General features: G+C 39.1%; 14 protein-coding genes, 2 tRNA genes and 1 pseudogene. 4 read left to right on the top strand and 13 right to left on the bottom strand.

The genetic code is table 11. The annotated features are described in order from the left end of the window. Positions 1 to 106: 106 nt before the first annotated feature. The 4 genes and pseudogenes from WMO13_RS03905 to WMO13_RS03890 form a co-directional block, all read right to left on the bottom strand. Entirely contained in the window at positions 107 to 949 is an 843-nt protein-coding gene (locus WMO13_RS03905; protein ID WP_084331463.1) for a DUF3037 domain-containing protein, read from the bottom strand. Beyond that, positions 934 to 1,665, bottom strand: a complete 732-nt coding sequence (locus WMO13_RS03900) for a HipA family kinase (protein ID WP_051396170.1) — start codon at positions 1,663 to 1,665, stop codon at positions 934 to 936. The genes WMO13_RS03905 and WMO13_RS03900 overlap by 16 nt, the downstream gene beginning before the upstream one ends. Positions 1,666 to 1,793: 128 nt before the next feature. After that, positions 1,794 to 2,625 (bottom strand): annotated as a pseudogene (locus WMO13_RS03895) (undecaprenyl-diphosphate phosphatase). Between the two features lie 184 nt (positions 2,626 to 2,809). Further along, positions 2,810 to 3,295: an aminoacyl-tRNA deacylase gene (locus tag WMO13_RS03890; protein ID WP_026878691.1), complete on the bottom strand. Its 486-nt coding sequence runs from the start codon at positions 3,293 to 3,295 to the stop codon at positions 2,810 to 2,812. A 206-nt stretch (positions 3,296 to 3,501) separates the two neighbouring features. Here WMO13_RS03890 and WMO13_RS03885 point away from each other — a divergent pair, with 206 nt between their 5' ends. Further along, a complete protein-coding gene (locus WMO13_RS03885) occupies positions 3,502 to 3,687 on the top strand; it encodes a hypothetical protein (protein ID WP_034855519.1) in 186 nt (61 codons plus the stop codon). Positions 3,688 to 3,803: 116 nt separating this feature from the next. On the opposite strand, the gene pdxS is transcribed toward WMO13_RS03885, so the two are convergent. Continuing rightward, positions 3,804 to 4,670 (bottom strand): pyridoxal 5'-phosphate synthase lyase subunit PdxS, encoded by an 867-nt coding sequence (pdxS, locus tag WMO13_RS03880; protein WP_026878690.1) that lies wholly within the window; start codon positions 4,668 to 4,670, stop codon positions 3,804 to 3,806. 286 nt (positions 4,671 to 4,956) lie between these two features. Between pdxS and WMO13_RS03875 the strand changes: the two genes are divergently transcribed. Beyond that, positions 4,957 to 6,324 (top strand): PLP-dependent aminotransferase family protein, encoded by a 1,368-nt coding sequence (locus WMO13_RS03875; RefSeq protein ID WP_026878689.1) that lies wholly within the window; start codon positions 4,957 to 4,959, stop codon positions 6,322 to 6,324. Here WMO13_RS03875 and WMO13_RS03870 read toward each other — a convergent pair. The 3 genes from WMO13_RS03870 to WMO13_RS03860 all read right to left on the bottom strand — a co-directional run bounded on the left by WMO13_RS03870 (position 6,265) and on the right by WMO13_RS03860 (position 8,573). Beyond that, complete coding sequence (locus WMO13_RS03870; protein WP_051396169.1) at positions 6,265 to 7,686, bottom strand: sodium:solute symporter family transporter; 1,422 nt, start codon at positions 7,684 to 7,686, stop codon at positions 6,265 to 6,267. The genes WMO13_RS03875 and WMO13_RS03870 overlap by 60 nt on opposite strands. Positions 7,687 to 7,787: 101 nt before the next feature. Further along, positions 7,788 to 8,012 (bottom strand): hypothetical protein, encoded by a 225-nt coding sequence (locus WMO13_RS03865; RefSeq protein WP_026878688.1) that lies wholly within the window; start codon positions 8,010 to 8,012, stop codon positions 7,788 to 7,790. An 84-nt stretch (positions 8,013 to 8,096) separates the two neighbouring features. After that, complete coding sequence (locus tag WMO13_RS03860; protein WP_026878687.1) at positions 8,097 to 8,573, bottom strand: nucleoside deaminase; 477 nt, start codon at positions 8,571 to 8,573, stop codon at positions 8,097 to 8,099. Positions 8,574 to 9,166: 593 nt separating this feature from the next. Here WMO13_RS03860 and WMO13_RS03855 point away from each other — a divergent pair. Together WMO13_RS03855 and WMO13_RS03850 are read left to right on the top strand one after the other, a co-directional pair. Continuing rightward, positions 9,167 to 9,811, top strand: coding sequence for a LexA family protein (locus WMO13_RS03855; RefSeq protein ID WP_051396167.1), 645 nt, complete (start codon positions 9,167 to 9,169; stop codon positions 9,809 to 9,811). Between the two features lie 321 nt (positions 9,812 to 10,132). Beyond that, positions 10,133 to 10,396 carry a hypothetical protein gene (locus WMO13_RS03850; protein ID WP_026878686.1) on the top strand — a complete coding sequence of 88 codons (264 nt, stop codon included), beginning with the start codon at positions 10,133 to 10,135 and terminating at the stop codon, positions 10,394 to 10,396. A 418-nt stretch (positions 10,397 to 10,814) separates the two neighbouring features. On the opposite strand, the gene WMO13_RS03845 is transcribed toward WMO13_RS03850, so the two are convergent. The 5 genes from WMO13_RS03845 to WMO13_RS03825 form a co-directional block, all read right to left on the bottom strand. After that, positions 10,815 to 12,299, bottom strand: coding sequence for a hypothetical protein (locus WMO13_RS03845; RefSeq protein ID WP_026878685.1), 1,485 nt, complete (start codon positions 12,297 to 12,299; stop codon positions 10,815 to 10,817). A 232-nt stretch (positions 12,300 to 12,531) separates the two neighbouring features. After that, on the bottom strand, positions 12,532 to 13,329 hold the full coding sequence (gene nadE / locus WMO13_RS03840) for an NAD(+) synthase (protein WP_051396166.1): 798 nt from the start codon (positions 13,327 to 13,329) through the stop codon (positions 12,532 to 12,534). A 36-nt stretch (positions 13,330 to 13,365) separates the two neighbouring features. Beyond that, positions 13,366 to 14,475 (bottom strand): nicotinate phosphoribosyltransferase, encoded by a 1,110-nt coding sequence (locus tag WMO13_RS03835; protein WP_026878683.1) that lies wholly within the window; start codon positions 14,473 to 14,475, stop codon positions 13,366 to 13,368. Between the two features lie 421 nt (positions 14,476 to 14,896). Further along, a tRNA-Asn gene (locus WMO13_RS03830) sits at positions 14,897 to 14,973 on the bottom strand. Positions 14,974 to 15,219: 246 nt separating this feature from the next. Then, positions 15,220 to 15,296, bottom strand: a tRNA-Asn gene (locus WMO13_RS03825). Positions 15,297 to 15,444 lie beyond the last annotated feature (148 nt).

The following is a 15,444-nucleotide window of genomic DNA, read 5'->3' as shown; positions in this document are numbered from 1 at the left end:
GATTCATGATAGGTACTATTAGATAGTATCAAGCAGCGCCCATCTTCGGATGGGCGTTTTTGTTGTTCATGGAAAACTACTTAAACAGGATTTAGATTATGCTAAATTAATAAATACATTGAGTTGAAAATGCATAAATTTGTTCTTGATTTTGATAATCAGCGACTTGGATATTATTATCTTTCATATCCTGTAATACACATTTCAAAGCTCGTTCTTGGCTTTTATTAAGTTCCTGAGGTTTTTCAAATGCAAAGAGAATATTAGTTGTATTTTTTAAAAAATTTAACCGTTTCAATCGAACAATTTTACCCATCCAACTATCAGATTTCTCATATATTTGTTTACTCTCCGGCCCAAGATAAAGCGGTTTAATAATTTTATGAGGCTCCCGATTATCATCTCTTTGTATTAAAGGAAAAGAAATTTTAAAATCTTCATTACCAATTTCCCCTCTATGAAAAGGGTGATCTAATTCAAAAGATTTAACGAGGGCTGTAACACGATCCGTCAAACGTTGTTCATTATTTTCTTCAACAAAATTATGGTTTACATAATAATCAAATAATTGATTAAGCGCTTGTGCCTCATTCGCTACCATTCGAACACTAATATTGCTTGTCCGGACAATCGCCTCACGATCTCGGGTCAATGTATCAAAAATACTCCTTGCCACTTCTGCGGGCATTCTTTCATTAGCAAATAAATTTTTGATATTTAATAATTCTTGTTCAAAAAATTTTAGACTAGCCTTGCATTGCTGTGCTTTTAGCTCTCTAAAAAACTTCGTCAAACGCTGATATTTTGTGATTAGCTTATAATCAAAATATCCTGTATTAGGACAAACTGCCACTACCCCAACATTAGCGAATTCCCTAGTTTCAATATAAGGCATAAATTGAATAACAGCATAACGTAATGCGACTTTCTGATTCATTTCATCCCCCATAATTCTCCAGTAATATTGAGTCGTTCAAGCGTATTTCGTACAAATTGAAAATCATAATTGACAGGTATATCTTCTTCTTGATTACCCCAATGCCAAGCTTTTGGCAGATTATTATATATCTCCTCAAAATGCATCAAAGCTTCATTAAAACTTTCTTCCATCTTAGCTCTATTTACCATATCGTCGAACAGTGAGAAAGCATCTCTAAAGATGTGGCTTTCTAAGAATAGATCAATATCAAATGACTGATCAAATGCATTGTTATGATCAATAATTATAAGTTTTTGTTGCTCTGCTTGATATAACAAATTAGGATTCGCTACACAACGATCCATATTTTTGATCCATAAATCAAATGCAATGACCTTGCACTGCAAGCTTTCAGGTATAGAGCCCGCATTAAACTTTTCAACCCAATTGACTCCAGATACTTTTTTAGAGCCAAAAGCAATTCCATAACCAATTTCATTTAAAGGAAATGGTAACTCCTCCCATAGTTCATAAGGAATTTCTACTAAACTAAAGTCGGCAATTGGTAATCCTATTAGCTTAGCTAAGTGACCACATATCCACTCAGATATTTGACTTTTTCTAGTAGATACCATTCCCTTAACTATATATTCATCACCATTATCCGACCTACATAAAAATGGTTTAGAAAAACCTTGTTTCATCTCTTGAATAACTTCTTCGATTTGAATAATAGTTGTATTCAAAAAAACATCCTAAATGCTCAATCTTAAAGACAATATAAAAATATAAAAGTTCATTAAGTTTGTTGTTTTTTTTGAATGATGTCAAATAATGATTCTATAATATCCATAATATTTTATAGTAAATCCCTTTACCCCCAAACAACCCAAGCTAATACCGCTGCGAGTAATAGGCGATAGATCGCAAATGGCATTAATTTGATACGAGAGATAAGGCTTAAGAAGAATTTGATAGCTAACAATGCAAAGATAAAGGCGCTTATAAAACCAACGATATAGAAATTAAGATGTGAAAGAGAGAGCTCGTGCCAATTACTCATAACCGATACTAAGCTTGCGCCGAGCATAATGGGAACTGCCATAATAAAAGTAAAATCAGCTGCTGTACGATAATTTAGCCCTAATAATACTCCGCCGGAGATTGTAGCGCCGGAACGAGAGAAACCTGGCCATAAGGAGAAACATTGAATTAGGCAACTGAAAATGCTTGTTTATAGGTGATCTCATCTAATGAAGTGGCTTTTGGAATCTTCGGCGCAAAACGATCAGTCACCATCATCAATATCGCTCCGGCAATCAATGCAAAGATAACGGTTTTCGTCCCGAAGAGATAGATATCAATCAGATTTTTGAGCGCAAAACCAATCACAACTGCGGGTAACATTCCGACAATAACGTGAAGCAGATTAAAGCGTTTAAGTACTTTCTCACCATCTTGTCGGTAGAATCCCAAAAGACTCCAAATGCGTTTCCAAAAAATAACCACCACCGCAAGAATAGAGCCAAGTTGAATCACGATTTTGAAGGTATTTGCCGAGCTTTGCCCAAGAAATGCTGTGGATTTGAGCCATAAATCATCCACGATAATCAAATGCCCCGTTGATGAAACAGGTGCAAACTCTGTAAGTCCCTCTGTAATCCTAGAATAAAAGCTTTCAATAATTCTATCGTTTCAATGCTCATTACTCATTGTCCTATCATCAATTGTCAGTTATCGGTCGTCTGACTATCTTAAACTTATAAATCTAAATTTAACAAAAATTATCGAAATATTTGTAAAATAATACAGAATAACATTTGTATCATAATCCTACTTTATGATAAGACTGTAACAATAGTTTTTAATAAAAATTTGAATCTATTATTGCTACTTACTCACTTCCACTGGAATAACTCCAATCTGTCGTAAAATATCTGGTGTAATTTTGACATTCACGCCACGCTTCCCGCCATTAATAAAGAGCGATTCCATCTCAAAAATAGTGCGTTCAGCGTAAATAGGAATATTCGCCTTAATGCCGAAGGGGGAAGTTCCGCCAAATTCATAGCCGGTCCATTTGTGGGCATAATCATAAGGCGCCGCTCGAACACTCTTCACCCCTAAAATTTTGCGTAGCACTTTGGTATCAATCGTTTGATCACCGTGTTGAAGCACCATATAACCGTGATATTTCTCATCCATAAAGACAATACTTTTAATCACCTCATAACAAGGTACCCCTAAAAAATTTGCCATAAACTCTGCAGTACCCTCTATTTCTCCGGTGCATTCATAAATCTCATAAGGAAAATGATGTTGATCGAGAAATCGAGTGGCCGGTGTTTTGATACTATTTTTCTTTGATGGTCGCATAGGTTATAAATCATGATGAATGATAAAATTAAAGTGAATTTAAGAATTATAACGCTAATCGTAGATTACTACTCAAATAGATTTTCTATGCGCTTTCTAAAATTATTTCCAAAACGTGCACTATGTAAGCACAATATTCGCTACAATAAGGTAATCTGCACCGAAAATGATATCTCGTCAATATTCACTACAAGAGGAATGATATAATGAAAAAACTATGTATTTTAGTGCTTGCCTCAACGATGCTAACGGCTTGTGCTTCCGGCGTTGATGCAGTGGAACGCTTAGGAAGATGTGTGATTAAAGGCAACGTCAATGATAACTGTACTTTCTCTACTTTAGAGGGCGATCCTGAGATCAAAACAGAAGCGACAATTCGCGCGAATCAATAAATACAAAATTATCCCTACAATCAATAAGGCCACAAGTTAAGTATCATAACCTGTGGCCTCTTTTATCCCGTTTATGACTCAATCTCTATAGATCGTCAATGATAACCCGAAATATCTTAACGACCTTGCATAATTTGGTTCTCTGCTAAAGTTCCCATCTCAATACCGGCCATTGGTGCGCCGAGATTTTTAGAGAGTTTCGCAAGCAGTGAGAAATCATCATAATGTTGAGTTGCTTGAACAATCGCACTTGCAAATTTTTCAGGATTTTCTGATTTAAAGATCCCTGATCCGACAAAAATCCCATCCGCGCCTAGAAGCATCATCAATACGGCATCTGCAGGCGTTGCAACACCGCCGGCAGCAAAGTTCATCACCGGTAAACGTCCTAACTGTTTAACCTCTTTCACGAGTTCATACGGCGCTTGAATATCGCGGGCGAATACCATTAATTCATCATCCGATTTATTCTGTAGCATCCGAATATCATCGTTGACTTGACGCATATGACGTACCGCTTCCACGATATTACCGGTGCCGGGCTCCCCTTTTGTACGAAGCATTTTTGCCCCTTCTCCTAAGCGCCGTAGTGCCTCCCCTAAGTTCCGGCAACCACAAACAAACGGTACACTGTAATCGCTCTTTAAGAGATGAAATACCTCATCTGCCGGCGTTAATACTTCGCTCTCATCGATATAATCGATCTTCATTGCTTCCAAAATACGGGCTTCGGCGATATGGCCAATACGAGATTTTGCCATTACAGGAATCGACACTGTATTTTGGATCTCTTCGATTAAGGCAGGATCTGTCATACGCGCAACGCCACCGGCTTTACGAATATCAGAGGGAACTCGCTCAAGCGCCATTACTGCACAAGCGCCGGCATTCTCGGCAATCTTAGCTTCTTTGGCATTCACAACATCCATAATGACGCCACGTTTTGGCATCTCTAAAAATTGACTCATCTGTAATTTCCTCATTGTATTACTGTTATTGGTACTAATGTTATTTGTACTAATGTTATTTGTATTAATGTGATCTGTACTAATAACGATATTGATTGTGGAATAGATCGATTATTAGACTGTCATAGCTCCAATAGATCATCGATTGACCACTTCAAATGGGTTGGATCTTCACAATACACTCTGTTATGATTTGTCAAAAGAGCCATTTGGATGATTAAAGACCCATCCATTTAAAACGCTTTGATCAGACAGAGGATTTTGTCCTATTCAATCACTCTTGAATTTCTCCGGGAAACAGATGCGTACTATTTTAGATAAAATGAGTCCTAAGCCGCTCTATCAGCAGATCGTAGAATGGGTGGAAAATGCATTAATGACAGGAACGATGAAACCCGGCGAGAAATTACCCTCGGAGCGGGATCTCAGTCGCTATTTTGCCGTCAATCGCTCTACCATTGTACGCGCAATGGAGATTCTGCACGATCGTAATATTATTATTCGCCGAGTGGGTTCAGGTACTTATATCAACCCGCAAAAATGGGGACGTTATTTAGCCCCCCAGATCAGTTGGAATCAAGAATCAAAGCAATCCCACTTCCATCAAGATTATCGCTTAGACTTAGGCAATGGGGATCTGCCGGCAATGCTCTATCCTGATCTTCATCTCCCTGAAGTCGATTGGCAATTATTGATTCGGGAAGAACAAGCAGATTCTGCCCATAAACTCGGGACGATAACACTTCGCCGAGCTGTACAATCTTATCTAAGAACACGTTTTGACTGGCAAGTCGATTTAAATCATATCCTCATTACCGCAGGGACTCAGCAGGCGATCTCCCTAATTACCTTAGGATTACTCAAAACCGGCGATGCAATTGCCATTGAGAATCCCTCCTATTTCTATTCGCTCTCCATTTTTCAAGCCTTGGGAATTCGTATCTATGGCATTCCTATGGATTCAAATGGGATTGTGATCGAAAAACTAGATGAACTCGTAGATCGTTATGCGATTAAAATGATGTTTATCAATCCTATTTTTCACAACCCCACCGGCATTGTAATGTCGCAGCAGCGAAAAGATGCACTACTTGCCTATGCAACACGCAAGCAACTCTTAATTATTGAAGATGATGCCTATTCACAGCTCGCATTTTCACCTCAAATAGAGACTTCCCCCCTTAAAAAACAGGCAAAAATAGAGCAGATTCTCTATCTAGGCTCCCTTTCTAAATATCTCGGAAAGTCGATCCGTATAGGTTGGATGATTGCGCCCCCCGCCATCGTGGAACATCTTGCTACCATTCGGCAACATCTCGACTCAGGGCTCAGCTCCCTACCTCAATTTATGGCAGAGATCTATCTTGAACAATACGCGCTTCATCACGAGATGCATCTACAGACAAAACTGCAACAGAAATGTAACGCTTTTATTCATTGGCTAGAATCGAATTTCCCGGGTACATTTCAGTATCAAATTCCTACCGGGGGATTTCATCTCTATGCCAACCTTCGGCAACCGCTGCAGCTAAAAATCATTGAAAAAGAGCTACAATCGCTCAATATTAGCTATCGCCGAAGTGATTTCTTTGGTGCAGATCTCCCGGGATTACGCTTCTCTTTTGCCCACTTTCCGCTCTCTAAAGAGCAGAATCACGATAAAGCTTAACGGTAAAATAAAGAGCGTGGGACTGCTATAAGGATGTAGTGATGTTAATCCTAAAATTTTGACCCAAACGGTATTACTAGAAATAATAAAAAGAAGGCTTCCGATAGCGCCCACTAAAAGTCCATAAAAAGCGCCCTTTTCACTAAATCCCGGTAGGTAAAATCGACAAAACATTACTGGAAAATGGGCGCTAGCAACCCACGCAAAAGCGATTCCAAAGAGAAATGCAAGGTTCATTCCCTGAAAGAGATAGGCAAGGATCATTCCCATTAAGAAAATAACCACAACAGAGAGGCGAGCCACTAACAGGCTATCTTGCTTTTGTGGCCAAATAATGGGAATAATATCGCGGGTTAAGCTTGCACTCGCCGCCATGACTAACCCGGCAATCACCGCTAAAACCGTAATAAATACTAGAATTGCTAAAATCCATTTAAAACCTGATCCACCAAGCTGCGACGCTAAATGCAGTAATGCCATATTACTACCGCCAGCAAGCGTTTCGCCATTGAGTAACACATACGCTGAAAAACCGATAATCAGATTGAGAATAAAGAAGAGCGCGATCAATAAGGTCGTGCCGGCAGCGGAATAGAGGGCTGTTCGACTATCTTTCACTGTGAAAAAACGCATTAAAACGTGCGGCAAACCTAATAATCCCAGCACTAATCCCATAATAAGTGAGATTTGCTCAATACCGGAACTAATAGCGCTACTTGGCATTAACGCTTCAAAACTAGAGAGACTTGCCACCCGCAAGAAGAGATGAGTAGGAGAGAAATGAAATTCTTTAAGGGCTAAAAAAGCCATTGTGCCGGCAAAAATAAAGAGCAAAAGCGCCTTAATACTCTGCACTAATGTGGTGGCTTTCATGCCGCCCAATAAAACTAAACCGCCTGTAAGTAATCCGATACAGACAAGTGAGATTGTGTAATTAAGATCGAAGAGAAGTGATAGCAGTGCACCTGCTCCCATCAGTTGTACTAATAGATAGAAGAGCGAGATCAAAATACTCGTCATTGCACTCAATACACGAAGCCGAGCGCTATTAAATGATTGATTAATGACATCTGAAAAGGTGTAAGCAGCTGTTGCCCGAAGCTTCTCTGAGAAGAGAATCAGCAAAAGAGTCCAACCTATTAAGGTCGCAACTGCATAGAAGAGTGAATCCATCCCTTGGCTAAAATACATTGCAATAGAACCGAGAAATGCTGCTGCAGAGAGATAATCACCGGCTAATGCAAAAGCATTTTGTAAGCTCCCAACCGATCTTCCTGCTAAAAAGTAATCAGAACTGCCTTGCTCAATTTTTGCCATCTTTACGCTTTTCTGATTAAAGTCACCACTGCTATCATTCTTCATCTTACTGCTTCTTTCCCTGGTATTATTGTTATTATTGCTGTTCTCATTCATCTATCAATAGCGCTTATTAATATTCGCTATACTCTACCATTTCCATCGTGTTATTTGCGCTCATTCAGCTCTGAGTGAGGCTGACGCACTGCATATAGCACATACACGAAAGCCATCAAGACGCCCCAAAGCATCACGATAATGCCCCAAAAGATCGATTCCGGCATTCCCATCATAAAATGGGTTGCCATTGATTGCGGCGTAAAACTCAATTTAAGGTAGTAGATGATCATCGGCAATAAGGTTACCAAAATCATCAATCCACGAATGTACATAACCTCTCCTTTTCTCTTCTTCATTGCTTCACTGTAGGCGAAAACATCCGATTATACCCAATGATCAATCACTATGCCTATCTACTAATGCGCCCGTTGTATCTGATCCCATAATGCATATAAATCAGGGTAATTTTTACGCGTAGCTTCATCAACCTTTTGGAACGTAAAATGGGTACGTTGTTGTGGCAATTTACGCATTTCAAGGGCAATATGTGCTGTTGAGAGATTATAAGGCGCACCTTCATCATTTCCTAATAGGTAGTAAACCTCTCGAATACCAGACATATAGATCGCAGCTTGGCACATCGGACAAGGTTCGCCGGTTGCATATACAATAGCCCCTGTGAGATCAATACTCTTCAGGGCTTTTGCTGCTTTTCTAATAGCGGACATCTCTGCGTGTGCAGTGGGATCACAATCATCAAGCATACTATTCACAGCTCGCGCAACCACCTTCCCCTCTTTCACAATGACAGCACCGAAAGGCCTTCCCCCATTGTGAATATTTTCAAGTGTGATATCGACAGCTTCTGTAAAAAATTGTTCTGAATTATTCATATCCATAATCTCCTTTCAAAATCCCTTGTAAAAAAATAGTCGATTAATGATTTTGGTTTTAAATACTGAGTTTTTAGATACTGAGTTTTTAAATACTAAACTTTCAAATTAATCCCTATTCTAATCATCTACTATATTACGTTACCCCTGCCTATCATAATCATAAGCAGAAAAACGTAAAGTTATCATATAGCATTAAGATATCTTGATCATCTCCTTGCAGATTTAGATAATCTTCGCGGATTATTCGCCTCAATTATTGCCTGAACAATCATCAATAATTCGCAGCGCTAGCCTCTTCATAGCCCTATTTAAAAAGCAGGTTTTAAAAGTAAATTTTAAAGAATATTTAGATCGCTATCCTGCGGAAGTCTATTTTAAGTCAATCAATGCTTGGATAAATCTAAAAATACACTACAATTATTACAATAATGCAATTCAATTTAATGCTATTATATAATTTATCCAATCATCACAAATCACAAAGTTATGGATCTCTCGATTTTAAAGATCACGATTCATTACGACTGTGTATCTATTGATTGCTTCAAAATTGCCATAATCAATTCACCTTATCGAATAAAGAGGGGATAATGAAAGACTTAACACAAGTACGATCTGCGAATCTTAAACGTTGGATCGACGATTATTTTCAAGGTAAACAAGCACTTTTTATCGAAAAAACAGGGATTAACCAAGGCGAACTCTCGGCACTCTTAAATCTAAAACGCCCATTTGGTGAACGTAAAGCCCGTAGTATCGAATCCTCTGCCGATATGCCTTTTATGTACTTAGATCAATATCATGAAGCTGGCATTATACAGGAATCTATGTCAGTTCAAGGAATGATTCCTGTGATCTCTTGGGTCGCAGCCGGCGCTTGGGTTTCTGTTGCCGATCCTACGGAAGCTGAGAAATGGCTTCCTTGCCCTGTTAAACATAGTGATAGCACCTTTGCCCTCTCAGTACGAGGTATCAGCATGTTCAATCCCGGCGGCAAGCCCTCATTTGAAGACGGTGATATTATCTTCGTGGATCCACAAGTAAAGCCTGAAAATAAAGACTGTGTCGTTGTCCATATTAGTGGCAGTGAAGAAGCGACTTTCAAGCAGATCATCTATGAAAATAGTGAAACTTACCTCCGGCCTTTGAATCCTGATTGGCCTGAAAAAATCATCCGAGCTACGGATGCGGCGATTATTTGCGGTACCGTCATTGGTAAATGGGTTTCATTATGATGATTTGTCATAATAGACGAGTCATTTGAGATCGAATCTCCCACAAAAGGATCTATAACAATCAAATAGTTTGGAAAAACTCTCCCAAAATCCCAAAAATCCTACTATGTAATATAAAATTTTTACAATTAGAAAAACGATCTCTTTAGGTAGTTAATTCAATATATTCAATAAGATAACAATTTTTCATCAAAGCCACCTTCGGGTGGTTTTTTGTTAAAAAGACCTAGGAAATTACATTTTTGTATTGCTTTTATTTTGCATTGTTGTAATATCTACCTATCGAGATTATTACATTTTAGCAATATTAAGGAGTTCCTTATGTTACCTACTCAACTCGTTAGATCGCTACTTACAAAATATCAGATACACAAAGAGCGTCGTCTCTACAACCATTGGTTACGTCAACAAGAAGATGAAACTCATGCCAGAATGTTAGAACAAGCGACAATCATGCAAAATCGTGTACCAGCAAAACGTCCCCACGATCACGCTACAACTTCCTTTCGATCATTAGAATCTATGGCTTCCTTGCAAAAGTATAATGCCTCACCTGAGGCAAAATATTACCGGCAAGCGGCTTAGTACCAAGTATCCTTTCATGCCTCAACCTTGGACTAACCTTCCTGTTTGAAATGATTAAGATGGGAAGTGTGTCGTGCTAGGGATCTATCGTGATAAGCAATAGAGAACTGCAAAAGATGATAGGAAAATAGAGGAGCGGCACATTTCTCTTCAATGTCACCTGAGCGCATGAGATACAATAACACCTATTCTCACAATCGTGGGAATAGGTGTTTCTTTGTGATCCAAGTTTTATAGTAACATCGGTTCAAAATAAGCTTACTTAAATGCCGGCGCATCGGCTGGTCGAGGCAAGGACGCTCTTCTATCCGACATCTTGCAACTGTTATTGAGTACGGTTTTATGTTCTTTTAAAATCCCACACTAGCTACTTAAAAGCTACTTTTCTTAAACCAAATTCACTATATATGTTTATAAGCTATTTGCTAATCTCAACAGAATGCATAAAAGCACGGTCACCTAAATGACGGTTACGATAAGCTTCGGCGGCTTGCATACAAGGTGTCGATGTTCGAATCGCTTTCTCTTTTTCGATCTTTTCACGACGTAAGCTTGAAGAATCATCAATCTCGACAATCTCTTGATAGCAACGATTATAGGTTGTACTAAAAGCTGCATCATTATTACTGAGGTAAGCGGTTAACTCTGCGCTTTTATCTTGCCATACATTATTCCAAATTTGGCAAAGTGTACTTGTCTTATTCTGACAAAATGTAGTGTATTGTGCTTCAACACCAAAGACATCTAAATCAAGTAGTGTTAATTTTCCTTTCTCATCGCGCATATCTTGCCATAATTCACAGCTTGAACCTTTCACCGGTTTAGAAGAAGCACTTTCTTGACAATATTGTGCGGCATCGCCCAATAACTCTGAAAAACTCTGTTCCCAAAGTTGTTCTCGACCTTGCGCCATTGCTTCATGATAATGGTCTTTTAATGCTACACATTCAGCTGTTGGGTATCCGGTTGCATGCGCACAATCAGACTCAATATAACGATTCATAACCGCTTGCCAATCGTTACCATGTTCGGCATAGAGTCGCTCTTTATGTTCCGTCACAGCTCGTAAGTGCTCAGCCTCACGATCTTCTTGCGCTTCATTTATCGATGAAGATGGATGAACGCCTGCTACTTGTGGCATAGAGTTCTCTGTAATGGCAATTTCCGGCGCAACCATTTCAGCCATCTCTTCTCTCATCTCAGATTGAGGTTTAACCTCTTGAGGCTTAACTGCTTCTACATTACCGACATCTTGATCAACAACATTTTCCTCTAATTTTTCTTCATCACGATTATGCACTTTAGGCGAAGATTGATCAGAATGATGTGCTAAGGCAGCAAGGCGCTCCCCTTCACTATGCGCTTGGAAAATTTGATCTTGTTGCATCAATCGCTCTGAAATTTGTGGCGCTTCTTCTACTAATTTTTGCGCTTCTAGCATCACTTCCTGCTCAGCTTTGCTCATAAGAGATGGCGTATCGGCTAATTGCGCTGCCTGTTTTGCTTTTTCTGAGGATTTCGCAACTACAGTTTGATCACCATTATCATGATCATCGATTACAGGCTCCGTTGTAGACGCAGGTTTAGAAGGGGCATTCGTGAGAGATGTTGCCGGAGTCGCCACCTTTTGGCTTGATTTTGTCTCAGTCATTGCCTCACGCTCCATCTGACGTAGTTCATGTAGAACTTTTCCGGCGGCACGGCATTTCGCATCTTTTTCAATAGCGATAATGGCTTTACTATCTTGCTTATCCATCGCTTTAGCAAAACGGGCTTCACACTGCTCTAAGATCTCCCGTGCACGATCAGGATGTTTAAGATAGCTCATCTCATCACGTGTTTCTTGATCATAACAACCGACTAAAATAACCCCAACAATACCTGCTAGAAGAATTTTTTTCATACGACTCTCTTTTATGATAGTTTAACGAATAATAAATAATTTATTGAATGATCTATTAAAATTTATCAGTCATCCATCTTCATTATAATAACAATATTAATATTATTAATATAATAACAGATTTACTAAAATTTAACCATTGCACTATTTATCAAAAGAAGGTCAACTTAATGATTTATAATCATATTTCCTTATTAGAGTACTTGCCTTAAATCTTCTATTAAAATGAGGGTTACGATTTTACAATCACCGGCTTATGGGGCATTCTAGGTAATGCCCGTTTATGATGTGATCGCTCGTGCCAAAATTGAATCCGTTCCAATTCAGCATCACTCACTGATTCCCCACGAAGATGTCGATTGAGTGCATCATAGGTAACACCCATCTCACCTTCATCTGTTTGAGAATCCCATAATCCTGCTGAGGGCTTCTTATCAATAATGCCCTGAGGAACATCTACCAGCTTCGCTAATATGAAAACTTCAGCTTTATCGAGATGAATGAGTGGTACGATATCAACACCTCCATCGCCAAACTTAGTAAAATAGCCGGTATACCATTCAACCGCATTATCCGTTCCCACGACAATTCCATTCGTCACTTGCGCCACCGTATAGAGGGCGGTCATTCGTAATCTTGCACTATTGTTCCCTCGGATCACCCGATCTTTTGATTCATCATCGGTACGATTATATTTCTCACCTACGGCTAACATTAACTGATCAAAAGTCGCACTCAAATCGACAATATGATAGGGCAAATTAAAATGTGTCATCACTAACTCTGCATCCACTAAATCTTGCGGATTACTGTGTGATGGCATCAAAACACCTATCGATTTATCTGGAAAATAACGCGCCATGATTCCCGCAACCACAGCAGAATCCACCCCGCCGCTGACACCAAAAATAAAATTTTTGGCATTGCGATAGCGAAGCTCCTCCTCTAACCAAGAAACAAGATAAGTAAGATATTGAGATAATTCTGTTGCAGAAAGCGGTTGACGAATCTGTTGCCTATTCTGTTGCATATTCATTGAGCCTTATTGGGGAGTTTATTTCACAGGTTATTTCACTTCATTCTCGTTATAAAAAACTTGTTCTAAGCGAGGATTAGGCCGATATTTACGACCCGCCTTAGCCTGCATTTTGCCATCTAACAAAACATTATCCCCGGTAAAACTAATATTCACCTTCAGAAGACTAGAGCCCACACCATAGAGATCTACAGGTGTATTTTGCTTTTCAAAATGGGCAATTTTCTCGGCATTAAAGCCACCACTCACAACGATTTTCACATTATGGAATCCTTCTCTATCGAGCGCCTCCCGCAATGCAAAAATAAGGGTAGGATTCGTCCCTCGAGGATCAAAGGTGCCTAATTGATCTTGATGACGCATAAAATATTGATCAACCATCGTATTAGAAGTATCAATACGCACTGCCGAGAGCTTCTCTCCAAAGTGACGCGCAACTCTCAATGACTCTTCAATCGCATCATTATTGTAATCCACTAATACCATTAACTTGTCATTAGGAAAGGTTTTATGGTAGGCCTTAGCGGCTTCTAAGGTATCGCCATTGAAGAGCTGAATCAAGGCATGAGGCATTGTACCTAATCCTTCAATCCCCCACCATTCATTCATCGCATGGGTAGCTTGAGCGCTAGATCCACCAATAAATGCCGCATAACCATCACCGGCTTGTTGGCTAAAATGATCATCCCGGTCGCCCATGAAAATCACCTCTTTGTCACCGGCAGCTTCGACGACTTCTAGCACATGAGTGGCCACAGAAGTCCGGCGAGCAAGTGTGCCATCGATAATGCCTTCTAAGAAACCAAAATCCTGATAATTACCGGTAATAGTGAGTACGGTTTCATAGGCATCAATACGATCACCATCATTGAGCGCCCAAATTTCAAGCTTTTCTGGATTTTGAGCAAAGGTATGCAGTAGAGAGATCGCTTCGTCAATCCCGCAAAGTACAGCCCCATTTTTACGCTGAAAGAATTGCATAGTTACAATACGCTCTGGAGCCCACTGCTTTGCAATTTCTGCAGTTTTCAAAAAGTAGACGGCCGAAAACCAACCTTGGCCAATTCGTTCATCAAATTTAAAAGTCTTATTGGTTAAACGCTTAATTTGCCCGCGATGCTTTAATTCATACTCTTTAATTTCGTGTGTGCTTGCACTCATGCTCTCTCTATTCCCTAAAGGCACGCTTCCGAGCGTATCATTAATATTTACGGATGATGGATGATTATACTAATCTTACGGATCTCTGTTTATTGAGTAATGTGAGTAATGTAAGTCAAATTATTCATTCAACAGAGTTCGCTGATCACTCTGAATCAATCACACTTATCAATAATGAATGATGAAATGAATAACAGATATTTTATCACTATTCTGATCTATTATGCGCTTACAGAACTACTGATCGATTACTATAGCAAGTAATTGTCCTCTCTTTCAATCATTCAATGAAAAGCATCCATTAACATCTTCAAACTTAATAGGTCCACGCAATCAGCATTTCCATAAAACTATTAGATAATAAAAAACCGAAGTAACTTTCGCTACTTCGGTTTCTATCTGGCTCCTCGACCTGGGCTCGAACCAGGGACCCCTTGATTAACAGTCAAGTGCTACTACCAACTGAGCTATCGAGGAATAGGAGATTAATTATACCGATTTTAAAATGATATACAAGCCCCAAGCCTAAAAAATATCAAACTATATTAAACAACACTTGCAAGATGCCGGATAGAATAGCTTCCTCACCTCGATCAGCTGATGCGCCGGCATTGAAATGTCGCTTATTTTGAGCTGATCTTATTATATCAATCTAAACTGAATGGCTCTCAATAGTCAGCTAACAAAAAACCGAAGTAACTTTCGCTACTTCGGTTTCAATTCTGGCTCCTCGACCTGGGCTCGAACCAGGGACCCCTTGATTAACAGTCAAGTGCTACTACCAACTGAGCTATCGAGGAATTGAGAGACTATTTTATCGGATATTTTAATTTTCGCAAGCTCTATTATGAATAAAATTTATTCACCAATTATAAAACCAAATATCTGAATAGAGATATAATCCAATATATCAATAACTTCAATCTTATTTAAATCTTATTTAAAGGT

Source organism: Ignatzschineria larvae DSM 13226, from assembly GCF_038500265.1.
Classification (GTDB): Bacteria; Pseudomonadota; Gammaproteobacteria; order Cardiobacteriales; family Wohlfahrtiimonadaceae; genus Ignatzschineria; species Ignatzschineria larvae.
This window is presented reverse-complemented; position numbering and strand designations above follow the sequence as displayed.

Coding starts and splice junctions, on each gene's coding strand:
- WMO13_RS03905 (WP_084331463.1), bottom strand. CDS start 949: ATGGGGGATGAAATGAATCAGAAAGTCGCATTACGTTATGCTGTTATT.
- WMO13_RS03855 (WP_051396167.1), top strand. CDS start 9,167: ATGAAAGACTTAACACAAGTACGATCTGCGAATCTTAAACGTTGGATC.
- nadE (WP_051396166.1), bottom strand. CDS start 13,329: ATGCAACAGAATAGGCAACAGATTCGTCAACCGCTTTCTGCAACAGAA.
- pdxS (WP_026878690.1), bottom strand. CDS start 4,670: ATGAGGAAATTACAGATGAGTCAATTTTTAGAGATGCCAAAACGTGGC.
- WMO13_RS03860 (WP_026878687.1), bottom strand. CDS start 8,573: ATGAATAATTCAGAACAATTTTTTACAGAAGCTGTCGATATCACACTT.
- WMO13_RS03845 (WP_026878685.1), bottom strand. CDS start 12,299: ATGAAAAAAATTCTTCTAGCAGGTATTGTTGGGGTTATTTTAGTCGGT.
- WMO13_RS03850 (WP_026878686.1), top strand. CDS start 10,133: ATGTTACCTACTCAACTCGTTAGATCGCTACTTACAAAATATCAGATA.
- WMO13_RS03870 (WP_051396169.1), bottom strand. CDS start 7,686: ATGAAGAATGATAGCAGTGGTGACTTTAATCAGAAAAGCGTAAAGATG.
- WMO13_RS03865 (WP_026878688.1), bottom strand. CDS start 8,012: ATGTACATTCGTGGATTGATGATTTTGGTAACCTTATTGCCGATGATC.
- WMO13_RS03890 (WP_026878691.1), bottom strand. CDS start 3,295: ATGCGACCATCAAAGAAAAATAGTATCAAAACACCGGCCACTCGATTT.
- WMO13_RS03875 (WP_026878689.1), top strand. CDS start 4,957: ATGCGTACTATTTTAGATAAAATGAGTCCTAAGCCGCTCTATCAGCAG.
- WMO13_RS03885 (WP_034855519.1), top strand. CDS start 3,502: ATGAAAAAACTATGTATTTTAGTGCTTGCCTCAACGATGCTAACGGCT.